Origin of the sequence: Halorubellus amylolyticus, from assembly GCF_034808145.1 — an archaeon.
Lineage (GTDB): Archaea > Halobacteriota > Halobacteria > Halobacteriales > Natrialbaceae > Halorubellus.
In genome coordinates, this window is record NZ_JAXHGM010000008.1 from 69,619 (window position 1) to 93,644 (window position 24,026).

General features: G+C 57.0%; 12 protein-coding genes. 7 read left to right on the forward strand and 5 right to left on the reverse strand.

Annotated features, from left to right (window positions below):
* Positions 1-487: 487 nt before the first annotated feature.
* The 4 genes from SM754_RS16250 to SM754_RS16265 form a co-directional block, all read right to left on the reverse strand.
* The gene (locus tag SM754_RS16250; RefSeq protein ID WP_323677253.1) at positions 488-1,516 is read right to left on the reverse strand and encodes a Cdc6/Cdc18 family protein; all 1,029 of its coding nucleotides are present in this window, start codon (positions 1,514-1,516) and stop codon (positions 488-490) included.
* A gap of 159 nt (positions 1,517-1,675) precedes the next feature.
* On the reverse strand, positions 1,676-2,035 hold the full coding sequence (locus SM754_RS16255) for a hypothetical protein (protein ID WP_323677254.1): 360 nt from the start codon (positions 2,033-2,035) through the stop codon (positions 1,676-1,678).
* Between the two features lie 47 nt (positions 2,036-2,082).
* Positions 2,083-2,538 carry a hypothetical protein gene (locus SM754_RS16260; RefSeq protein ID WP_323677255.1) on the reverse strand — a complete coding sequence of 152 codons (456 nt, stop codon included), beginning with the start codon at positions 2,536-2,538 and terminating at the stop codon, positions 2,083-2,085.
* Between the two features lie 132 nt (positions 2,539-2,670).
* Positions 2,671-3,579, reverse strand: coding sequence for a hypothetical protein (locus SM754_RS16265; RefSeq protein ID WP_323677256.1), 909 nt, complete (start codon positions 3,577-3,579; stop codon positions 2,671-2,673).
* A 209-nt stretch (positions 3,580-3,788) separates the two neighbouring features.
* On the opposite strand from SM754_RS16265, the gene SM754_RS16270 reads away from it, so the two are divergent.
* The 5 genes from SM754_RS16270 to SM754_RS16290 are packed head-to-tail and all read left to right on the forward strand — an operon-like array spanning position 3,789 to position 14,810.
* Positions 3,789-4,016, forward strand: a complete 228-nt coding sequence (locus SM754_RS16270) for a hypothetical protein (protein WP_004594467.1) — start codon at positions 3,789-3,791, stop codon at positions 4,014-4,016.
* On the forward strand, positions 4,009-7,308 hold the full coding sequence (locus SM754_RS16275; RefSeq protein WP_323677257.1) for an ATP-binding protein: 3,300 nt from the start codon (positions 4,009-4,011) through the stop codon (positions 7,306-7,308). The genes SM754_RS16270 and SM754_RS16275 overlap by 8 nt, the downstream gene beginning before the upstream one ends.
* On the forward strand, positions 7,308-7,949 hold the full coding sequence (locus SM754_RS16280) for a DUF7680 family protein (protein WP_323677258.1): 642 nt from the start codon (positions 7,308-7,310) through the stop codon (positions 7,947-7,949). The genes SM754_RS16275 and SM754_RS16280 overlap by 1 nt, the downstream gene beginning before the upstream one ends.
* A 7-nt stretch (positions 7,950-7,956) precedes the next feature.
* On the forward strand, positions 7,957-10,845 hold the full coding sequence (locus SM754_RS16285) for a DUF1156 domain-containing protein (protein WP_315908817.1): 2,889 nt from the start codon (positions 7,957-7,959) through the stop codon (positions 10,843-10,845).
* A gap of 17 nt (positions 10,846-10,862) precedes the next feature.
* A complete protein-coding gene (locus SM754_RS16290) occupies positions 10,863-14,810 on the forward strand; it encodes a helicase-related protein (RefSeq protein WP_323677259.1) in 3,948 nt (1,315 codons plus the stop codon).
* A gap of 79 nt (positions 14,811-14,889) precedes the next feature.
* Here the strand turns inward: SM754_RS16290 and SM754_RS16295 are convergent, their stop codons facing one another.
* Positions 14,890-16,329: a DUF8612 domain-containing protein gene (locus SM754_RS16295; protein WP_323677260.1), complete on the reverse strand. Its 1,440-nt coding sequence runs from the start codon at positions 16,327-16,329 to the stop codon at positions 14,890-14,892.
* Between the two features lie 329 nt (positions 16,330-16,658).
* Between SM754_RS16295 and SM754_RS16300 the strand changes: the two genes are divergently transcribed.
* Together SM754_RS16300 and SM754_RS16305 are read left to right on the forward strand one after the other, a co-directional pair.
* Positions 16,659-19,307 (forward strand): Piwi domain-containing protein, encoded by a 2,649-nt coding sequence (locus SM754_RS16300; RefSeq protein WP_323677261.1) that lies wholly within the window; start codon positions 16,659-16,661, stop codon positions 19,305-19,307.
* A gap of 109 nt (positions 19,308-19,416) precedes the next feature.
* A complete protein-coding gene (locus SM754_RS16305; RefSeq protein WP_323677262.1) occupies positions 19,417-23,970 on the forward strand; it encodes an AAA domain-containing protein in 4,554 nt (1,517 codons plus the stop codon).
* Positions 23,971-24,026: the final 56 nt, after the last annotated feature.

Here is a 24,026-nt window from a genome sequence, read left to right on the forward strand (position 1 = left end):
GGTCAACGACCCCCTCTCTAATTAGCGATACTCTTAATACATTGTACGTTAAACCATACCCGCACTAACGAAAACTCCACTAGTTGTAGTAGGTTTAGATAACAGTAACTAGACTAGAGACGTGACAGTTTCTGCCCTCCCGTCCATTCTCCCCTCGTTACTGGCAATGGTGGAGTGAGAGAGGTACTTAAACGACGGTATTATTGGCAATACTGGCAACTCTGGTCGCCCTCTCCCTGCTACCATCGTTGCCTGGCCGATATTCCAGTCGAAATCTACCCTTCCCGACACCAGTCGATGATGACCGTGGACCTCTTTCGGTTAACCAACAAATCGTATGTATTAACCGTCTGTTGGTTAACTGCTCATGGCCTATGCTCGATTCGCAGTCGGCACTCAGTACTAGTATCCCGTGATTTCGGCGTTTCGCGATTCCGCAAGGGTTCGCTTGATTGCCGCTCGATCTCACCCAATCGGAGACAGGATATTACTGCATCGGCGACGCAGCTTCCGAACCGACGAGTGAGTACTCCCGGTCCCGGCTCGTGCCTTCCGCATCGACGAGGTTGTACTGGACCATCTTGGAGAGATACGTCCGCACTGTCCGTTTTGTCCGAGGATCGTCGACCTTCTCGGTATAGTGGTCGTGAATCTCGCTCGGCCCGAGTGGCTCGTGATCGCGAACAATGTTGTAAACGACGCGCTGGTGTGGCGTGAGTGAATCGATGCTCTTCTGCTTAATCTGGGCCCGGGCATCCTCGGCGGCGTCCAGGAGGATGTCGTTGGTGATCCGCTCCTGGTTCTCGCGGTCAGCCTTGCCGGCGGCTGTTCGAAGGATGCCGATAGCGAGGCGGGCGTCGCCGGCGGCTGCATCGGCGATCCGGTAGAGCTGGTCGTCGGTGATGACGTTCTCGTCGAGCCCCCACTTCGCCCGCGCACTCAGGATATCGTACAGCTGCTCGTCGTGGTACTTGTCCATCCGGACGTGTTCGCTGGAGCGCAGCCGGCTCACGAGGCGGTCGTCGACGCGGCTGAACAGCTCCTCTTCCTTGTTCGCGATGCAGATGATCGCGAACTGCGGGAGGCTGTGGAGGTCGTAGATGACGCTGGGATCTTCGAGCTGATCGACCTCGTCGAGGATGACGACTGTACGGGGGCCATCGTGCTGCTGGAGGCGGTCGACGAGTTCGTCGTGCGGTGTCGACTGCCGGTGGATGTCGATGGTCGCGCCGAGGTCGTCGAGGATCTGGTAGAGCGTCCGAAATCGGGTGTAGTTACGCCAGCAGTTGACGTAGGTGGCCTCGACGTCGAGGACCTCTTCTCGAAGTCGTTCCGTGACGAACTTCGAGATGCACGTCTTCCCGGTTCCGCTGGGTCCGGTGACGATAGCGGTGTCGGCGGGTTCTCCGTTCGTGATGGGCTCGAGAACGCTGGAGAGGTGGTTGACTTCGGCGTCGCGATGCTCAACTTCCCGAGGGACGAACCCGGCGCGGAGAACGCGAGCATCGCGGATCATCGTTGCTTGATAGACTGGTTTTCTGGCTAGTACTAAAAACGTGACCGGGTTGCTTCCGGAAACACCCCATTTAGCCCCCTCGAACCTAACTAAATCCTCGCGCAGTAACGTGATTCCTGTTCGTGGAAACTCAAGGTTTCCGGGATTTCCGGAATCAGGTCACGGGCGGGAACTCGTGACACCAGGATTTTGCCAGTCGTCGGCTTCGTGTTCATTCCAGGGGATGAGGTATACTCCGTTGTCAGCGCGACTTTGACAGTCCAGCTCATCCATCAAGTTATTCCACCGTTCTTCGATCGTATTGCCGGACTGCTCGAGGAGTGACTTATCGAGTTCGTCGATCAGCTGCTCTTGGAGTTTCTGGTGTCGTTCGCTTCCGTACTCGCCAAAGACACCCTCATATCCTTCCCCTCGGAGTAGTCGAACGAGTGTCGTGATACGGAGGGATCGGTCCTCGCTTATGTCAAATTCCTCTTCTAGTCGCATACACATCCTGCCAGCCCAATCAGATGCACCCATACTCCCCCCCTCTTGTCGTCAGTATAATAGATGTTCGTGGGCCCAGACTAGAAGCAGTCAGGACATTCCCATACGTACCCCCGACTTTTGCGCCGGTCGCTTTTTGGCATTTGAAGAGACTCACAGAGGCCGCAGGTCTTGAATTCGGATTCGGGAATTAGTTCTATGAGCTTCTTCTTCCAGATCCGAATTTCAGCCTTCTTGATGTTGTTTCGTTCGTTCTCTACCTTGGAACTGTTCCTGTTGAATTCCCACTCTCGATTTTCGTTACGGCGCCATTCAGCCAATATTCGGAGAACCTCGTCTTGTTCGTCCACGCCATCAAGATCCTCTTGGCAGTCCTCCACGACATCTCGCCGAATTTTCGGTTCCACCTTGTCCCAGACCGCGGGGTTGCTTCCATCTCCTTCGTGCCGCTCTTCCTGGCGTTTTTGCTCGTCTTCCAGCTCCTCGATTCTGGCATCAAGAGACTCTCGTATCGGGGCGAGATCGGGTATACTCATACGAAGATACCACGACTGGAACGTCATAATATTCTGGTGCTGTACCGCTTCTGTCTGGTTTAAACAGGTGTTGCGAATCGCCTGATTCTATCGTGTTCAGCTCTCACGATCAGCGATCAGCCCGAATCGACACTATTCTCTGGGGATCAGGTGTCGTTTGACTTCTCTAGAACAATGATTGCAGAGTGCCGCTGGCATCGGGAGCGTATCTGGGGAGAATTCCCGGCTGTCGCCTGAACGGGCTTCATGACCACAGACGGTCGTCCCAGTTTCATTCTGTACGAGGTGGTACTTCGCCTTCCCCGATTGGCGGAGCGAGAATGCAGATTCGTCTTCTGTGGGATAATCGTCGTCTACAATATCTTCGACCGTTGCCGAGGAGATCCAGTATCTGCTGAGATCCGTCCACCAGGTGTTCGAGCATCGAATTTGCTGGCGGAAGAGCTGCCGGTAATCAACCGTGAACCGTTGCGAATCCTGCTGAATGAGGTCATCGGTGTGGAACTCAAGTGTCCGTGGGGATCGCTCTTCTCTGTTTGATTCAGGCTCTAACTCGATGGTCCACTCCGTTTTGACGTACGCTCCACCGGTGTATTCGACAGTGTCTGCGCTTACAGACTTGGTACGGTCACGAAGCCAACGAACGGTCGGTGGACGGAGCTTCTCAGTAAGTTGCTCTGAGAAGATGTCGTGTAGCAGTTCATCCGTGACGAGTGCGTCTTGGAGGGCGGTTCCGAGCTCTCGAGGTGCCGTCTGGTTCGTATAGTTCTCTGCCTGTGCGATGAGTGTCTCTCGAGCTTCGGCAATCCCATCGACGGTCAACCAGAATCCGTACGGTTCGTGACCATCGGTGAGCACTTCGCCATCGGTGAGCCGAACCAGCATCGGCCGGATATGGTCAGGTGCCGGAAACAGATGTAACTGGTATTGGTCGGTGACCGGGACTACTGGATAGGGGAACTCCTCTCTAGAGGGTACTCCCCCCTCATTACGGGGTATGGAGAAGCCTCCCAGGTCTGCTACCGGGACGTGCTTTGGCATACACTCCGGGATACGATTCCAGTACGTCCCATATCGGTGGTCGCGAGGACCGCGATTAATTTGCATTGTGAGTAGACCGATTACCCCCAGTCACTTAGTATTCAGGGGGTAGTGGGGGGAGGGACTATAGAAGAACTACCATACTACAAATCGGGAACTTAGACTAAGTAAAGGTTATAACATTCCCGCTAGGTGATGTGACTATCCAGATGACTCAGAAGACAATTGGACAGAACACCGGCCAATCGGGCCGGGTGAATCTGTCGGGACCCGAACTCGACCAATTCGATGCGGAGGTTGGGGACGCTATCAAGGTCGATGTCGCGGAGTCGAAGGGGATCGCCAAGGCGATCATCGAGAACAGCACGGAGTGTGAATTCGTAATCGTATCCAAACCAGAAGCTGATTCCTCACCCACGGAGGAAATCGATGAGTAGTGAGTACCCTTCTCTCTTCGAAAGCTGTCAGCCACGAGACGACGTCTTAGACGGCTCGCTCCAGGAGGAACAGTTCGCTGCGAAACTCTCGACTGTCGTCCACAACCCTGAGAAGGCAGCACCAGTCTATCGAGACCCCGACTCGTTCTACGATATGACCTATCCCACGGAGGGTCTCCGCACGCTGCTCTCCAATCTCACGGGGCGTTTCTTGGCGACCACAAAGTACGACCCCGGCTCGTATACTTCGAGCATTCTCTGTCTCGACACACGGTTCGGTGGTGGGAAAACGCACGACCTCATCGCCTCTTACCATCTTGCTGAGAACCCCGTAGATATTGACGACCTCTCACACTACCTGCTGGACGGCGACGAGGAGCTTGCGGCCGACTATCAAGATGCGGTGGCAGAGGGCCTCGATATTGCGACGGGGGTCTTCATCGGAACGAAGGCTGATAGCAAGGATGCCCGCCATGCCGACGACGATCCGGATGCTCCGAATACCCGGACGATGTGGGGTGAACTCGCGTACCAGCTCTATGGGCTCGATGGCTACGAGTACCTCAAGGACTACGACCAAGACCGGGACGCCCCCGGTGAGGGGACCCTCTCGAAACTCTTCGCTCAGCACGACCAGCCGGCCCTCATTCTGATCGACGAAATCGCCGACTACATGAACAAAGCCGCGGGCACGCCTGTCGGCGACAAGACGCTCGCCGATCAGACGCTTTCGTTCGTGATGGCGCTCCTCGAAGCGGCTGCCGAATCGGAGCACGTCACGGTCGTCTACTCTATCGCGGATACGGCCTTTGGTGAGCAGGCTGACCGGGTTCGTGATGGCGTCCGTGACCATATCGAGGAGGTCAACGAGATCGGCCGGCGGCAGCACAAGACGGTCACACCGACCGACGAAAACGAGATTGGACAGGTCCTCCAGCACCGACTCTTCTCGGAAGTTCCAGAAAACGCCGCGAGCGAAGCCGCAGACTCATACTTCCAATTCTATGACCAGGAAGACCGGCAGTATCCACAGGAAGCCACCGACGCTGGCTACGTGGATGTCCTCGCTCGCGAATACCCCTTCCATCCCTCCTTAATCGACGCTCTCACGGACAAGATCGATACGATCCCTCGATTCCAGCGCACGCGAGATGCCCTCCGCTTACTTGCTCGAGCCGTCTACTACCTCTGGAATCACCAGCCCGACAGTTACGACCGCCACTGGATTCGGATATACGACCTCACAGTCGCCGACGACGATCCTGGCGGTGGGATTCAGACGATCCTTCGTGAGCGCCTATTCGACTTCGTCGATCTCGGTCCCGCAGTGACCGCCGACATCTACGACGACGATGGTACCGCGCACGCCCAGCTTGAGGACCGAAAATGGACCGAAAACGGTCTCCCGCCTCTCGGTACCCATCTGACGACGACAGTTCTCTGGCACAGCCTCGCATACGGAGAACAGGCTGCAGGCCTAACTCACGCCGATTTGAACCTCGCCATCGGTCATCCCGATTTGAACTTCGACGACTACGATGCCGCTCTATCCGCACTCCGGGGCGACGATATGGACGTCGCGTGTTACTTCCTCTACGAGGAAGAGCGCCTCCGATTCAAGCAAGAACCAAATCTGATCCGGATCATCGACCAGCGGATCGAGTCTACCCCCGAAGCAAGCGCTCATTCGCGTTTCCAGAACCGTCTCACCTCGAAGGAAATCGGCGATGGTGGCTTCCAGCCGGTGGAGTTCCCTGAATCGCCGGCGGACTTACCGGATACCCCGGATACGCCGAAGCTCGCGGTGATGCATCCGGACACCGCTGCTGTCGAAGACGGCGGCGATACGCCGCCAAATCGTGTGACTCAGCTCTACGAGCAGCAAGCCGCAAAACACGAGGGAGAGACTGAGACGCGAATCTACAAGAACTACGCTCTGTTTCTCGCCCCTGACGCTGATCGAATGGATGCTGCAATCGACGAGGCTCGGCGTCTCGAGGCTATAGAAGCCCTGCTTGATAGCCCTGAACAGAAAGCCGACCTCTCCTCGGAACAAATCGAGGAGCTTCGAGAACGGAGCGACGAGGCACAGCTGATGCTCGGAGAGCTCGTTCGGAACGTCTACCGGCACCTCTACTACCCCGACCGGGACGGGCTCACCCACATCACCATCGGTGCGACCGAATCCAACGGCGGGACGACACTGGTCGACGCTGTCCAGACAACACTCGAGGATAAGATCGTGAAACGCGACGCCGGCGCTCGTGGGTCCGCTCACGTCCAACAGAAACTCTGGCAGCAGACCCAGGACGCTATGTCCACCGAAGCGCTGGTCAACCAATACGCGAAGAAGCCGGGGCTGGACTACCTCTTCAGCACAAAACCGATTCGAGAGACTGTCTCCTCCCTCGTTAGTGACCACGGGTACGCATACTGGGATGGCGAGTCTGGGACAGCGTACTGGGTCGGGACAACGGAGCTTGAAACGTGGCCGCATCCGGAACCGTTCGCGAAATCTCCCGATGTCGAGACCTCGATTCGGGACAGCGATGTCCAAATCGGGAGTGCCTTCGTCGTTTATCGAGATATCGACGCGCTCGTCGACGACCACCTCGACGAAATCGACCGGCCAGAACAGACGGTTGCTACCTGTGCCGAGTGTGGGGCGGAGGTTGAAAACCCAGAAGGAAGCGAACCCTACTACTGTGAGGAACACCAGTCCGATACGACCTGTAGCTCCTGCGGAAAAGAGGTCGCTAGCGAGCAGCTGCTGGACGCACGCGGACGCTGCGAGGAATGCCAGCCAGACGAATCCTGGGAGGCGAGCAAGAAGATGATGTCCGCTTCGCGGGCGTTCTCAGAGGTTCGTCGCGATGCGGAATCGAAGGCCGGAACTGACCGGACGCCGCTGCTTGAAGAGGTGACCATCCAGGTCGGTGGGGACGAACCTTTCCAAGCGGCCAAGTTCATCAGTCAGCGCCCCGGATTCAAAGCCCGCGAAGACTCGGTGACGGTTCGAATGCAGTACGAAACCCGGACTGACGACGGGACGTACAGCGCGGAATTCACGGGGTCACCGAGCCGATTCCGGGACGTGATCGACCAGCCCGGCTCGTTCGGCGATGATCGAGAGACCATCCAGTTCCGCTTCCAGTTTGACGAGCCCGAACCGATCACAAACGAGGCCGACGACCTCCTCGCTGCCCTCGATAATGACCTCGATTCGGGCAACATCGACGTCCGGGTCGAAGGGCGTGGCCCGATTCAGGCGAGCTCGGAGGTGACGGTCTGATGGCGAGTCGCGGTTCGGAATTTGAGACCTCACCCGCCGAGGGGACAGAGGAGGATCGGCTGGTTCGCTACGGGACGAGTATGTTCGGTGGCCGCCCGACGTTCACACTCGTCCGACGAGAGACAGACGGCGGCGGAGAGTGGACGCTGCATGAACTACTCCCTCGCGAACAGGCTGAAGCCCGCCGTGATCGCCTGGAGCGGGATGGTCGTTCGCTGAGTATCACACCAGCCGAGGATCTCGTCTCGGACATTGCTGGGGACGACCTCCTATCCAAGCTCGATGGTTGGACGTGGGATGAGTGGGCCGGCGCAAAGGTCGCACGGCTTGACCCGACCCGCGTCCGTGCGCTCCAGGACGTCGTCAGGGAAGCGATCGAGGGCACGCCAGGAGATTCCTCAGAAGTTCTCACTGGCGGGGCTGGGTTCGTGTTCCTACCCGAGACGGCTGGTGTCCGGCTTGCTGTTGCTTTCCGTGGTGTGAAGCCGCTCCAACGAATCGACCGGATGCGGTCGCTGGCTCGCGGCGTTGCACGGATGAGCGATGAGGAGTGTTACTACTGGTACGCAAAGTGTCGGTCTCCGTCGAGTCCGAACGGTGAAAAGGCCCTTCGAGTGTTGCTGACGGACCATATTGAGTGATTTAACGATGAGCCAAAATCCCGAAAGCCAGGACAGTGATTCGGAGCTGAAGCGTGTCGCAATTGAGGGGAACCTCCCCCTGAAGGCGGTTGGCATCGAGAATCTGAAAGAGGCTAACCCCTACTTTATGCCGCCTCATCGGTATCTTCACCCATGGTTTGCACGTCGTCCAACTCCAGCTTCTAGACTGGCTATCCTTGCGTCCATACTTCCTCCAGAGGTGGACGCCAACACGCTGCTGGATTGGATGCAGATCAAGCCTCGTGACGAAATCGACGTCGATATTGAGGAATACGTGGCAGAAAAGAAGCGTACTGAAGATGATCGGGATGGAAACTTAGAGGACCACTACGGATATCCTCGCCCGTACACTCGGACACCGACTACAGATGAGAAAGCGGAGATGCACGAGTTGCTTCGGGAGCATTGGGACGGAGAGCTACCTACTGTCTTAGACCCGACTGCCGGTGGGGGCGTTATTCCGTTTGAATCTCTGCGCTATGGCCTACCGACAGCAGCGAACGAACTCAATCCCGTCCCGACTGTGATGCTTAAGGTTCTTCTTGAGTATGCGCCGAGTGTTGGTTCTCTCCAGAGCGAACTCAATCGGTGGGGTGACCGAATTGATGAACTCGCTGAGGAGGAGCTTGAACCTTATTTCCCCAGCGAGGGTGAACGTCAGACCCCCTCACACTATGCTTGTACCTATGCAGTAGACTGCCCGGAGTGTGGTTGCGATATCCCTATGGCAAAGAAATGGTGGCTACAGAAGCGATCCTCCTCGAAAGGAGTTGCAGCACGTCCTTCCGTATCCGAGGACGGGACTGAGATTGAGTACGAGGTCGTTAGGCTACCGGACGATGTCAAGAAATCTGAGTACAATCCGCAGGACGGCCCCCATACTCGTAGTGGTGCTGAGTGCCTGAATTGTGGAATCGTGATGGAATCGGATGCAATACAAGACAGAATTCGTGATTCCGAATTCAGATACGAGATCTATGGGGTGAAATATGAGAAATCATCCGGTGGAACTGCTTGGCGAGCACCCACACAAGCAGACTACAAAGCACAATCTAAAGCCGCAGATCGTATTGACACAGACTTTGAGCTAAGTACACTCCTTGACGTCAAGCGATATATTGGCGATGAAGATAGAGCAGGTCCTTACGGCGTTACAAAGTGGAGAGATGCTTTCACTCCAAGACAACTTGTAACCCAGTATGAATATCTCCAAGCATACAAGCAGTGTCAGGAGGAGATACTCAACCAATATGATGAACAGAAAGCTGAGGCGGTGCTCACAATACTGTCCTTGGTAGCTAGCAAAGTCATCGACAGAAATACACGATTCTCGCCCCTAGACACAAGTAATGGGCTTCTGGGCGATGCATTAGGTGGTAAGCACTTTACTCTCCAATGGGCTTTCGTAGAGAACAATCCTGCTGCAGGCAACCAAGACCACCAGGACCATCTCGATCGTGTTCGAGACTCTTACGAAGAGATAGCCACATATCTGGAAGATGAAGATGCTGATGATGTTCAAATCTCACAGAGGGACGCGGCAGATCTACCGATAGACTCGGATTCTATCCAATCCATTATTATTGACCCCCCATACTACGATAGCATCATCTATTCTGAAATGTCTGATATGAGTTATGTTTGGCTCAAAGAGTATCTCCAAGATATTCATCCAGAAGTATTCACTGACGACCTTACTGACAAAAGCCAAGAGGCGGTTGCCAATGTGGCCGAATACGAGGAGGTCGCTTCGGATTCCAAATCTAAGTCCGAATTAGCTGCCGAGGACTACGAGAACAAGATGGCGGAGATTTTCCAAGAACTCTACCGTGTTCTCGAGCCCGGCGGTGTGATGACTGTCATGTTCACCCATAAGGAGTCTAGTGCCTGGGACACTCTCACAAAGTCGCTGATTCGATCTGGGTTCACTATCACATCAACCCACCCGATCACTAGCGAGATGCCCCAGCGGACCGACACCCGTGGTGGAGGTTCAGCTGACAGTACTCTGCTGCTCACAGGGAGAAAACCGCACGATAGTAAGACGGAATCTGAAGCGGTTCCAACACTGTGGAGCGATGTCCGTGCTGAGACCCGTGAAGTAGCGAAAGAGGCAGCGAGAGACCTGCTTGATGCTGGCCTCTCTCTGACGAAAACAGACGTCATCATTTCGGCGTTCGGGCCGACACTGCAAGTTTACGCAGATGCCTATCCTGTCGTCGACGACCAAGATAATGAGATTCCTCCACGGCGAGCTCTAGAAGAAGCACGCGAGGCCGTAACGCGAGTCCTCGTCGAGGAATATCTTGAAGGCGAGCGACTAGACGACTTGGATGACATTACAGAGTGGTATATCCTCTCCTGGCTGGTTCACGAATCCGACACCTTCCATTACGATGACGGCCATCAGCTGGGGCTCGGTATTGGTGTCGACATTGACGATATTAAGCGATCTACGAAAATTTGGGGGAAGAAACGTGGGGATATTCAGCTGAAAACTCATGAGGACCGCGTCCAAGACATCACTCTGCCACCCGAAGAGAGATCTAACCGGACGCCCGTCGATCCTGAAGCGCTGTCCTACACGATCGCCCTCGATGCGGTTCACGCCGCTATGCACGTCTACGAGAAACAGGGCGAGGACGTCGCCATCGATTGGCTCAAAGAACGCAACTTCGACACAGACGCGGGCTTCAAGGCAACACTGAAAGCTCTCCTGCAAGTTCTTCCCCAGAGGAGTTCGGAATGGGAAGCCGCTCGTGACCTCGCCTTAGGTCGAACCCACGACGCACTTGGTCTCGAATTCACCCCCACTGATTTCACTGACGTCTCAGAAGACAGGGCCGAACAGACCGAACTCGGTGACCATGCCTAACTCGAAACTCCTCTAGTATGACTAATCTACGTGACCGCGAGTGGCAGTCCATCTACGAGAGCAAACCCGAGCAGGGACGCGCCCATCTCGTCAAGGACTTCTACGAGCCCGCATTGGAACGCAGCCAGCAATACGACCGGATTGCGGGCTACTTCTCCAGTACGGCACTCGCGGCTGCTGCCAACGGCATTCACGCCCTCGTCGAGAACGATGGTGAAATGCGCCTCATCGTCGGCACCGAACTCTACGAGTCTGACCGTCCGGTTCTAGAGACGCTCACCGACCGCCTCGAGGAAAACCTCGAGGACCTCGATGACGAACGCCTAGATGCGAATCTCCGTATTCTCGCGCGTCTCCTCCGCGAGGGGCGGATCCACATCAAGGTCGCCTATCCACGCTCTCCCTCTCACGATTGGGAGATCTTCCATCCGAAAGTTGGACTCTTCCACGATAGCGACGGAAACACGATTTCGTTCGAGGGCAGCGTCAACGAGACGGTCGGCGGCTGGGCTCGCAACTACGAGCGGTTCAAAGTCCACCGTTCGTGGGTTCCTGAACAGGCGGACTACGTCGCCGGCGACGAGGGGACCTTCGAGCGACTGTGGAGTGATGAACACCCCTTCGTCGAAGTGTATGACCTCCCCGAGGCGATCGAAGAGGACATCATCGATTGGAAAGCCCCAGACACCGAGAGCGATCTCCAGGAAGCGATTCAGATCGCGAACGGTACAGCTCCGCCGACGGAGCGCGACAAAGCGAACATTATTCAGGATGGACCACTCTCGCCCGGTGGGCTCGCACTGGCCGAGGAAGCGAGCACGATCACGCCGTGGCCCCATCAACGAGTCGTTTCGGACACACTCGTCAACACCTATCCACAGAGTTTCCTGCTGTGTGACGAGGTGGGACTCGGGAAGACGATCGAGGCCGGCCTGACGCTCTCCCGGCTTGGACTCACCGGCGAGCTTGAAACCGGGCTGTTGCTGGTTCCGGCGAGTCTGCAGCGGCAGTGGCAGGAAGAGCTCTGGGAGAAGTTCAACATCAACGCCGTCCGATTCGACCGGGACACAGCGGGCGATCACGTATTCCGGGACGTCCGCGGTCGCGACCACTATCCACCATCGGCAACGGACCTTGACCTCACTGGAGAGCGCGAATGGGCGGACAGCCCCATCTGGCGGTTCCTCTACGAACAACAGTCGACTGATACCGACGCATCGTCGCCGCTGGATGGACCGACGGTCGTCATTATGTCCTGGCACACGGCTCGTCTCGACGACCGGTGGGATCAGGTCGCTCCCTTAGACCGAGTTTCCGACCGGTCTCGGGACGTCATCCCGGCAAGCTGTCGCGGACGCGACCACGATACGGAAGACCGGATGGGCGTGTGGGACGCCGTCATCGTCGACGAGGCGCACAACGCCCGGCGTGGCAGTAATTTCTACGCTCTTCTCGAACAGCTTCGCGATTATACGCACGCCTACTACCTGCTGACGGCTACCCCGATGCAATTGCACTCTGGCGAACTCTACGACCTGATGCAGTTGCTGGATCTTCCGGGTGGTTGGGATAACCGGGATACCTTCATGGAGTTCTTCGAAACTCGAGACGGGCTGTCGCAGGCCCTCAACGAGGTTCTCGACAACCCGAGTTCAGAGTCCGACGAAGCGGAGGTTTCCTGGGACACGCAAGCCACGCTCGATGGACTGGAACACCAAGATCGGCTCCCGACGGACCGACCATTCTCCTCAAAAGTCTTCCAGCACCTTGCAGACGAACTCGAGATCAATGAGGACGGACAGGACCGTGCCATCGCCAAAGAGCGTGTGCTGACTGCGTGCCGGCTCTCACGAGCCTATGGAGACGCCTACGACGGCTATCTCGACCATGTCGACGACGCGATGGCAGATTATGACATCGACCGCTTCGAGGCGAGCGAGGATACGAAACTCAAACGGCTCCTCTATCCTGAAGACGCCGACGAGTGGTTGATGGCGTCCCGCAGCGACCGACAGGACGCACTTGACGAACTTTCCCCGGACGGTTGGCGAGTCATCCGCGATGTTCTCGCAGAGTCCACGCCCGTCGACGCGCTCATTCACCGGAATACACGGGATACACTCCGGAAGTACGAGGCGGTCGGTCTCCTCGATACGACCGTTCCGAACCGAAATCCCGAACAACGGAAAATTGAACTCACCGAGGAGGCACGGGCGGTCTACGACCAGATCGACGAGTACACACGTGAATTCTACAAGCGAGCCCAACAGACTGACGAAGCCCAAACACGCGCCATCGGGTTCGTGATGACCACGTACCGACAGCGACTCACGTCGAGTGTCTATGCGATCAGCCAGAGCCTGAAACACCGGCTTGAGACACTCCGGGCACAACGAACCGTGCTCGCCGGTCGGGAGCGCGCTCGTGACCGGGACTATGGTGATGCGGAGCAGGTCGTCCTCGAAACGTTACAAAATGCGGACCTTGACGACGGGGACGTTCTGGATGAACTCGACGCTAGTAGCGACGACCTGGACCTCTCTGAACTCATCCCCAGCGTGACTGAAGAGGGGAAACAGCTAATCGAGGAAGAAATCGAGGCTCTGGAAGCGTTCGTCAATGACTTAGACTTGGTTGATACAGACCCGAAGATTCAGCAGCTGTACAACGACCTCGACGAGCTGGACCGGGCTGGCCACAACCGGGTGATTGTCTTCACGCAGTACGCGGACACAATGGACTTCATCCGGGACAGTCTCGCGGACCTTCTTGGAGCGACAATCGCGACGTACTCCGGTCGTGGGGGCGAGCTGTACGACCCCGAGTCTGAAACGTGGGAGCATGTCGGGAAAGAGCGCGTGAAGCGTGAATTCTCACGCGATGATGGGCAGGTCGATATCCTCGTCTGTACCGACTCCGCGAGTGAGGGGCTAAACCTCCAGGAGTGTGGGGCGCTCATCAACTACGACCTGCCGTGGAACCCGATGAGGGTTGAACAGCGTATCGGTCGGATCGACCGCATCGGCCAACGATTCGACGAGATTCGTATTCTCAACTATAGCTACGAGGATACGGTTGAGACGGACATCTACGATCGCCTTGACGACCGGATTGGCCTCTTCGAAAACGTCGTCGGAGAGATGCAACCCATACTCTCCGGCGTCAGCCAACAGATTCGGGATGCGACCTTGAACGCCGACAGCGCTGACGACCAGTCTGCGGTCGAATCAGCTGATCGCGAGTTCTCTGAAGAACTCGAAGAACGCGATCAGGGCGACCGCGTCGATGTCGGAGAGTCACTCGAGGACGTCGACGACCTCGTCGCTCAGGACGTCGTCGACGAAGCAAAACTTGATGCGTGGCAGTCCTACAGTCACCCGGACCTCGTCGATGTCGGTGAGGAAGAGTACGAGTATCAACCCCCGTTCGAGACACCGAGTCTCCAGTCAGTGTTGGTCGATAACGACGCTCTTGCCGAGACCGGTGTCGAATTCACCCCGGTTCACGAGATTGACTTCGAGTACGATGACGGGGACTTCGACTTTGCGGACAGTACATATCGCCTCTCAGTAGGTGACGCACCGATTGAGGTCCCAGCCGGGGATGGGAAACAGACGATTGCACAGGCTATTGCGACTGCTGCTGATGAAGTCGCGGTGACGTTCTCGGCTGTGTGTGCTGACGAGTTCCCATCGGTTCAGCATCTTGCACCAGGTCATCCACTTCTCGTGCAGCTCCTCATAGTACTGCAGGATGCGAGTGAGGATCCGTCGCGACTCCAACAGCGAATCGTAACTCGACCCGATCAAGACCAAGAGCCAGTCGTGTGTGCGTGGGGGCGGGACGGCGTGTTTACCCGGATTGCAGGCGATGGGACAGTGACTGAAAATGGACCGATGGATTCCCTTCCGACGTGGTGTGATCAATTCCTCGATAACCGAGAGAAGTCAACAAAACCGCCATAACTGCTGTTGGAATCGATTGTCCTATCTATTACACCTCATCCTCTGAGTTTGTAATTAGTACTGATCGTCTAATATCTATCTAACATATGTAGAGTAGCATCCAGAGTGGAAGACGAAGGACTTGATCATCACCAGCGTATGGTTGCCGGATATCTTCTCCCGCAACAACTCCTCGCGTAGCTTCTGTGTCGTCAAGACAGTCGATGACCGCTTGCGTCGCAGCATCTTCGCCCCGACGAGTACTAAGAGCGACAGGGACTGGAGATCCGTACACGTCAAGGACAAATTCAACCGTCTCATTTGCTTCGTCCCAATAGCGAACTGGCATATCAACGTCGGTGTAATCGTTCATATAGAAGCTAAGTCGACGGAGATGATCATACACAACCGAGTGGATGAGATTCTCTCGATGATCATCCGTCCGTGGGGCTGAATCGGTATCCGATAAGAGATTCAGGGCACTCACGTACCGCGGATCCCGGAGGTACATCCGGAGAGTCCGGTGTCGTTCGTAGCCCCACTTGTACGAGGGGGAGAGGACGAATAAGTCCTGAAGAATATCGAGATACTTCCTGATTGTCCGCCGGTCGGTATCTAACTGGTTCGTAAGTTGACTGAATTGATACTCCTGAACAGGTTCTTGAGCCACTAACACACAAAGCGTGAAGAGATCCCCTGCATCCTCAATCGAATAGAACTGCTGAACATCTTTGTATAGCGCCAACTGAAGTCGTTGTTTGATCGTTGAAAGTCCTCGGCCCTCTTCATCACGAAGCCCACTGTTGAATAGATAATTGTCTACGACAGACGACAAATCATCACATTCCGTGGCGAGATAATCGTGAAGTGTGAGACATTCGTCGACAATCGTTGTGAGGTCTACCCCACGCTTCGCAGCAATACCATCTCGGATATGGTAGATGAAATCCTCTTTGTCTGCTTCAGGAACACCCGCTTCGATACTCGCAAAGTCATAGAACTTCGGTGGGAGAAGAATGGATCGATTATCCGATAGTGACCCATCGAAATCTTCGATTTCAGGCACTTCTGTCGGCAACGTCACAGCTACGTGGAGCGACTCCGAGCGAGCAAGTAGCTCATTGACCTGCTCTGCCCAATTTTCCAGCTGGTGAATGTCATCGAAGAGGAAATAGATCGATCCGTCCTCCGATGTCTGTCGGCGGATGTACGAAGTGTACCACTCGTAGATATCGATGATGAACTGATCGCTTTCGAGTGCGTAAATTGGATTCTCGAGCGGAACATACACGACGTGGTCGGGCTCAACGTCGTAATCAACGATGAGATCATGGACAATCTGATAGAGCGTCGCCGTCTTTCCGCTCCCGTCTGCTCCTACGAGTGCGTAAAATGATTGCTCGCGAACGCTGTCGAGATGATTCTTGTAATCACTGCGTCGCGACTCTCGATACGGCGAGTCGTCTGAGCTAGGTGGATCTCCACTCTGCCACCACTCATTGTAGAGTGGGAGATCCCGCTGGAGTCGACTTGTAAGCACAATCCTAGTATGAACTAGAGGGACAAGTGCTTTGCGATACTACTAATACTCTTATAAACTATGTTTAATGAAGCCCGAACACTCACTATAACATCGGAGTGTTTCAATTTCTACGTTGTAATGTGGGTATCCGATATCTTTAAGCGCTAGGCCGTCGTTGAGGGTGGTATGCTGCATCATACCGGCGTGCGACCCTCTACCCGATCACGACGACCACGAATTTCAAGGGGGCCGAAACCGAGCCCACAAACCGTCAAATACCGACTATCCGCCGTCTTGGGCCCCGATTATCGCCACTGGACCAGATCTCATTCATCTGGGGTGTATGTATGAACACGCGCGAGGACATCACTGACGGCGAACAGCTGACTATTGAACTCTGCGCGACGGAGATCATCGGAATCCACAAGGGCAGTCTCGCGCGGAAGGTGCTCTTCGAGGATGCCGACGGCGCTGATGTCCCGCTGGTCATCTTTGAGAGCAACGACTGTGTGACGTTCGACTGGGACGAGGGTCGCTGGTACAGGCTCGAAGGAGCCGAGGGCAACTACTACGAGAACTGGGATGAACTCCAGCTCGTCCCCTCGTGGGACTTCGAAATCGTTCCGCTTGATGAACCGCCGGCTGCTGCGAGCGATCCGACGAACCTTGCCAGCACGGCCGAAACATCGGATACGGCGCCGAACAGTACGGAATCCACCGAGGCTGACGAGTCCCACTTCCAACCCGCCTCGGACGTTCGACAGACTGGACAGACGACCGCCGACGGCGGCGCCGCGTTGGCGCAGCAGTCGCTTGCCCCCGGCAACTATCTTCTCCACTTCCCGCTGGGCAATCTCTCACAGTTGGATGTCCATAAGTACGAACTCGATGTTCCTGGGGGCCTTGACCCGTCGGACGACGATCTCGACAACGGCGTGCTAGGTTTCACAGCCCGGGCCGCAGCGCGCTTCCGCTACCAGAGTGAGGCACCTGTTACCACGAACGGCCCGCTGCGGGTATACGCGGTCGACAAGCTCCACGAGAACCTCTCAATCAACGGATACACCGTTCGTCCTGTTCACCAAGGGGTCGCGACGCTCGAACCCCAGTCGTTCGACGATCAAGAGCCACTGCGTGAACTCGTCAAACAGGACGTAAAGGCGTCTCTCCGGGGGAAATATGTCGTCAACGCGATCAACTCGATCGTTGAGTTCGCCCCGCAACTCAAAGCGACCAGCGGTGACTTCACTGCTGCTCGTGAGTACAAGTGTCGGATATGGGTGGACTCCGACGGAACGGTTATCTGTGGCGTGAACGTCGGCTTCCGTCTCGCATCGACATTTTCGGCGGCCGAGTACGTTCACCGTGGATACGAAATCGAAGGAGTCAGTGTCGAGCACGACACGGACGTCTACGACAATTCTGGTACAGGAACCGTCACCGAACTCGCCGACACGGGGTACACCGAGCGTGTACCCGAGATGGGTTCGTCAATCGCTGAGTATCACGACCAAAGCGGCTACGTTGAGGAAGACCTCATTAAGAGCGTCGCAGCCGGCGAGCCGGTGATGGCCCACATCGACTACGGTTCATTCAGTGGGCTGCAGGCGCTCGACTATTGCCGGATCGTCCCGACGCTCGATCAACTCAAGATCGTCGACCCAGACTTCCACGAGCGGTTCCAACGGTCCGCCCGACTGACGCCGGATGAGCGCTATTCGATCGCGACGTCTTTCGTGAAGTCGCTGGGGATGACACCAGCGCTCGGGCTCGAGCCTGCAACGCAGCCATCCAACACCTGTTACGACGAGCTCACAGTCAACACGCGGAGCAACAATCTCCGGTTCGGTAGCGGTCAGACTGCCTCCTACGGCGCTCGGGGGCTGGAAAACCACGGCGTCCACCAGTCACCGGAATCATTTGACCTACTCACCGTCTACCCCGAGCAGTACAAAGAAGGAAGTCGGGAGTTCGTTCGACGGCTTCTCTCGAAACTGAATGACTACGACGCGAACGCGACTCGCCTCAATCAGGAAACCTACAGTCTCGGATCCGAGTTCGCGTATACGCAGGTGGCCGAACAGGCGACCGAGTATGACGGTGTCGTCGCGGTCGTTCCCGATCAGGACTGGCTCAAGACACAACCCGACATCGACGATCCGTACCCCGAATTCAAGCGCCAATGGGGGCAGGAAAAACTCCCCTCCCAGATGATCCAGGTCTCCAACCTAGACGAGGAATCCTATCTGGGAAACATCGCCTCAGGTTTAGTCGCGAAGTGCGGGGGAATCCCATGGCGCATCCATGAAGTTCCGGGACAGACGGACGTGTTCATCGGGTTAGATGTCACGTACGATCCCGCCACCGGCCAGCATCTTGGTGCCAGCGCGAACGTCGTCCTCGCCGACGGGACGATTCTCGCGTCACAGTCCGTGTCGTTGCAGAGCGGTGAGACGTTCGAGATCGACGACATCGTGGATATCATCAAGAATCTCCTGTCGGTATATCTCCGTGAGGAAGACGATACCCCCCGACACGTAATTATCCACCGCGACGGGCAGTACTATCTCGATGTCGACGAGCTGGCGGAACGGCTCGACCAAGCCGCCGAACTAATCCCGAAGTTCGATCTGGTGGAAATCCGGAAGAGCGGGAACCCTCGGATCGCTAACTACACCGGGGACACATTCGAGGTAGCGAACAAGGGGACCGGGTTCGTCGCGGAGCACGCTGATCACGCGTACCTCGCAACGACCGGGGATCCGGAACGCGTCCCAGGAACGCCTCGGCCGATTCGACTGGTCAAGCGTCACGGCTCGACCGACTTGGAGACGCTTGCGAAGCAGGCCTACTGGCTTTCGGAGGCCCACGTGGGCTCGATCAGCCGGTCGACTCGGCTCCCTATCACAACCTACTATGCGGATCGCTGTGCCGAGCATGCGCGGAAGGGGTATCTCCTGAGTGGGGAACTTATCCGGGGGGTTCCGTACGTGTGATCAGAGGGATGCAGCATTTCACGGGGCATTCTCCTCGGTCTCTCGGTCAGATAGCTGTCCTGAGCCGAACGATTATGACGGCTGTCACAACAACTAGGGGATACTAAATATGGCCACGTCATCGACACCTCCTCCGCCCATTGAGGTCCCCGCCGAAGTGCTTGAGAAACCGCCAGTCCTTCCATCGAAGCTTGGGCGCTTCGTCAACCTTGATGGCTGTCCGCAGTGGTTCCAGTTCGAGTATGACGACGAGTACGCCGCCGAACGACGGCGTGAGCACGATTACAAAGAGGCCTTTCACCCGCTGAACCTACTGCTGGCAAAAGACGGGAACGACTACGAAGAGCAGGTCGTCGACGAGCTCCGAGATCATGCCCACGTCCGCGATCACGATCATATTGAGACGTGGGAACGCTCTCGGCCAGCGTTGCTCGATACGTTCGATGCGGCACTCGATCTTCCTGATCCTACGGTGCCACTCATCCTCGAACAGGCGCGACTCGGCAACCATCTAGACGCGTGGCCGGTCGCCGGAGATGCCGACCTCCTGGTGTGCTGGCCCCTCCCGCTGGATGCCGAGGAGAACGACACCGATCGGGTGGGGCTACGATTTCGCATCCTCGATATCAAAGCCGCCCACGAGGAGAAGACCTATCAGCAAATTCAGGTTGCCTGCTATACCCTTCTCCTGCGTCAGTTTCTCGAACACGTCGACGTCGACTTCCCCTATGTAATCGAGGGGGGAATCATCATCCGTACTGACGAGTTCGACGACGCGGCACCGGAGGCCTTCCCTTCGTTTGACCTCCGAAACCGCGAGGTAGACGTACGTCGCCTCATCCGGGAAGACGGTCCACTCGATGACCTCTACAACGCTGACCCAGACCAGGTCACCTACCAACTTGAGCCGAAATGCCACGGCTGTGCGTACAAGGAAGCGTGTTACACTGAGGCACTCGAATCGGGATCTACTGCACTACTGGGGTTATCGCGGAACGACCAGGCAGTCCTCGCTGATTATGGCGTCGACACTATCGAGGACCTCGCCGGACTGGCGTACCCCCCTGGTGAGCCGCGCCCCTACGACTATAACGACCTCCGTCCTCGCGACCGTGAGACATACCAGGCGCTCCTTGACGAACCGGGGGTCTCGGAGCGGCTTCAAAATCACATCCAGCGTGCCCAATCGTTCTGGGGGCGGGTCGCCCCTGGAACGACGTTTGCAGCTGGCGGGCGTACGCCCGTTTGGCTCGTCGGGAGCGGCGATGGCGCACTCCCCGCTGACGATCCTGGATTCGATCTCAATCAGCCCATCGAGCGGGGTGGGATGATCCGGATCTACCTCAATATCCAGCGAGACCACCGCTACGACCGAATCAACGCGATCGGAGGGTATGTGTCCGCGTCGAACGCCGATGATTCCGTCCGGTTCGGCCATGTCGCATCGGCTGTTCCCGACTCGGTGGCCGAGGCCACCGCGCTTGAAGAAGAGTTACTCACGGACGGACTGGAAGATCTGTTCCGTGCCGTCCAGACCCTCGGCGCAGCGATGGATACCGATCAGGCCGCTGTCCACTTCTATTTCTTTACGAACAGTGAGTACGAGACCCTCGTGGAGGCCTCGACTCGGCAGGAAGTCCCTGGAGCGTCCGCAGTTCGTGACCTGCTTGGGCTCCGGGCGGCTCTTAGTGGTCGGGGCGACGAAGCGTTCGATCATGACGAGCAGGCAATGGTCTCTATTGTCCAGCGGGAGCTCCGTGAGCGGCGTGCTCTCGGCATTCCCACAGTCGGGCTTCTACCAGCACTTGATGTCTGTGAAGCCGATGAGGATCCCCTCTATCGGCGTGACTGGGAGTATACCCGGTCGGACGGAGTGGAGGTTGATCTCAAGGAGGCGTTCGACTACAAGCTGTTTGACTACACCGTTGGCTATCGGCGGGAGCGCCCTGGCCTTGCCCTCTATGCCGAAGACGATCGCGATGGCTACTATCCCTCCCGACCACGGGGGAGAGCGGAGATCCCACTGGAGTACATATGGGCCGCTCACGAGGTGCTCACACCTGAGTGGGCGGCAGAAATCAAAGAGGAGTCAGATGGCTATCAGTCTGTCGAGCCGTTCAGATGGATCGATGAAGACGCTCAGACCACTCGGATCACGATTGAGGATCTCGAACAGCTCGTGATGCGGTTCGCTCACGGCTGTGCCCATCTAGAACGCTCTCTCGAGTACCGCAATGCGGACCTCACCAAGCGACCGGTCGTTCTTGACGAGCTCTCCACGTTCACTCTCGGAGAAAGTCATACTGCCCGGGCCGCGACGGAGTTTCTCGCACTCGAACATGAGTCGGGTCGACGGGACCAGCTCAAATCGTACGGCCTGCCAGTTACCCAGCGCATCAGAAATGGCGAGGCTGTCCCGGTTGTCGTCACCGACGCCTGGGTAGATGGTGATACAAACATTCTCCACGTCGACGGCCATCTTCCCTACGATCCACTCTTCGACGACGGGGAACGGGTTGCCCGGGCCTGTCGACTGAAAGAGACCGACGGTTCGACGATGGGCTCGTGGGTGGTCGCGAACCGATTGGATCGGCACGCCGATCCACAGGATTCCCCACAACCGCAACATATCGAACACGGGCCCGCGCTCACCGTCGAGGACCTCGATATTGAAGAACGAACGATCCATCTCACCGCCTTCCCGTCTCGGGGGCAAGGAAACCGCGAGTATCGAACGTGGCATCAAGGATGGACTATCGATCCAGACGACGAGGACGACAGCACATACCTGTTCGCCGAGGACGAGATCTTCATTCTCGACAAGCAGACCGACGATATCGTCGCTCAGCGTGCCTACGATCTCCTTGGGGAAGCACAAAACAACACGCTCTGCCGCCTGCTCGACGATCTTGCGGCCGGGCGAATCGAGACCCCAACAACGGACGCGATTTCGGATGCTGGTGTCCAGGGCTACCTCAATTGGGCCACACCACCAGATCGAGAGACGGTCGATGTCGGTGACGTCCCAGAGGGGGGTCCCGAGGAAGACGGACCCGACTTAGGCGAAGGAGATACAGCTGAACTGACCGTGGACCCTCCACCGAACACAGAGCAACAGGGATTCATCGCGGAGACAGCCGCCCAGTTAGTCCTCCTGCAGGGTCCACCAGGCACTGGGAAGACATCGGGGGCACTCGCACATGCGACCCTCGCCCGGGTACGAGCCTATGCGGTCGACGACTGTGATTGTGCCGGGATAGTGGCTGGAGAGTCGAACAAGGCCGTGGACGAGGTTCTTGAGGATGTCCACGCGGCTCTAGTCGCGTATCGAAATGAGGGGGAACGCGCTGAGGATACCGGTTGCGATGACCTGCTCGATCACCTCGAACTCGTTCGGCTGACGTCCGACGAACCTGACGACTCCTTAGAGCACGTCACCTATCTTGATTACCACGAAGACGATGCGGAGCTTCGGCGGATCGTCGGTCGACTTCGTCGCCAAACAGGCCAGCAGACGCTCGTCTTTGGCACGCCCGCCCGGCTGTACAAACTCGTCGATAACTTCGACGTCATGCAGGGGGGCGACCGGACCCCTGAGGACTGGCTGGCCGGAAACGCGTCGTTCTTCGATATACTCGCTGTTGACGAGGCTTCGATGATGCGGCTCCCGTCGTTCCTTTCCGTCGGGGCCTTTCTTCATGATGACGCGCAGATGTTGGTCGCCGGTGACCAGCGACAGATGCCCCCCGTTCGCCAGCATGAGTGGGAGAGTGAATTCCGACGAACGACTCAAGAGCGTCGCCCATCGCTTTCAGCTCTCGACTACTGTCGGCTACTCCGGGGGAACTATGTCGGTGTCGATGACCGCAATCGAGGCGATCATCCTGCTGAGCGCTGTGTCGTTGCTGGCACAGCTACGATCCCCTTGTATCAGCTTGAGCAAAGTTATCGGTGTCACGAGCGAGTCGCCGAGTTCCTCCGCGAGCATGTCTATGAACAGGACGGGATCCCGTACTACTCCGAGGAGAGAGAGACGGTTCGCCGACCAACGCCAGTTAGCCGAGGGGTGGGTCGAGTGCTCTGTGATCCGGACATTCTTGACGCCGAAGATGCTGTCCCGCACGCGCTGACACTCATCGTCCACGACGAGGACACCTCACGCCAGTCGAATCCAGTGGAGGCGGCCATTGGGGCGGCGATCGCCGAATCCAGCCACCCCGACGACGCTGTTGGGATCGTCACGCCACACAACGCTCAGCGCGGTCTCCTGGACACCTATCTGAACGATGTCGAGTGCGACACCGTCGAAAGATACCAGGGCGGGCAGCGGCCGGTTATTCTGGTGTCAGCGACTGCTTCGGATCCCGATTTCGTTCAGATCGAGTCGGAATTCCTGCTGAATCCGAACCGCCTCAACGTTGCTATGTCCAGAATGCAGCGGGGTCTGATCGTCGTCGCGTCCGAGCAGGTGTTCGATGTCATCCCGCCAGAGGTTGAGGAGTACGAGCGCGCGGGTCTCTGGAAAGGCTTGTTCGATGACCTTGACGTGCTTGACCACCCACCGGTATGGGAGGGGACACTCGATGCGCTCGTCGGCGATACCGATTTGGGCGCTCTCGACCCACCGCTCGATACGCAGCTCGAAGTCCACACCCTTCACTGACTACGAATCCATGAGTAGCATCCAATCCACATCGACCGCCGCACCGTTCGCCCAAT

Coding starts and splice junctions, on each gene's coding strand:
- SM754_RS16250 (WP_323677253.1), bottom strand. CDS start 1,516: ATGATCCGCGATGCTCGCGTTCTCCGCGCCGGGTTCGTCCCTCGGGAA.
- SM754_RS16255 (WP_323677254.1), bottom strand. CDS start 2,035: ATGGGTGCATCTGATTGGGCTGGCAGGATGTGTATGCGACTAGAAGAG.
- SM754_RS16260 (WP_323677255.1), bottom strand. CDS start 2,538: ATGAGTATACCCGATCTCGCCCCGATACGAGAGTCTCTTGATGCCAGA.
- SM754_RS16265 (WP_323677256.1), bottom strand. CDS start 3,579: ATGCCAAAGCACGTCCCGGTAGCAGACCTGGGAGGCTTCTCCATACCC.
- SM754_RS16270 (WP_004594467.1), top strand. CDS start 3,789: ATGACTCAGAAGACAATTGGACAGAACACCGGCCAATCGGGCCGGGTG.
- SM754_RS16275 (WP_323677257.1), top strand. CDS start 4,009: ATGAGTAGTGAGTACCCTTCTCTCTTCGAAAGCTGTCAGCCACGAGAC.
- SM754_RS16280 (WP_323677258.1), top strand. CDS start 7,308: ATGGCGAGTCGCGGTTCGGAATTTGAGACCTCACCCGCCGAGGGGACA.
- SM754_RS16285 (WP_315908817.1), top strand. CDS start 7,957: ATGAGCCAAAATCCCGAAAGCCAGGACAGTGATTCGGAGCTGAAGCGT.
- SM754_RS16290 (WP_323677259.1), top strand. CDS start 10,863: ATGACTAATCTACGTGACCGCGAGTGGCAGTCCATCTACGAGAGCAAA.
- SM754_RS16300 (WP_323677261.1), top strand. CDS start 16,659: ATGAACACGCGCGAGGACATCACTGACGGCGAACAGCTGACTATTGAA.
- SM754_RS16305 (WP_323677262.1), top strand. CDS start 19,417: ATGGCCACGTCATCGACACCTCCTCCGCCCATTGAGGTCCCCGCCGAA.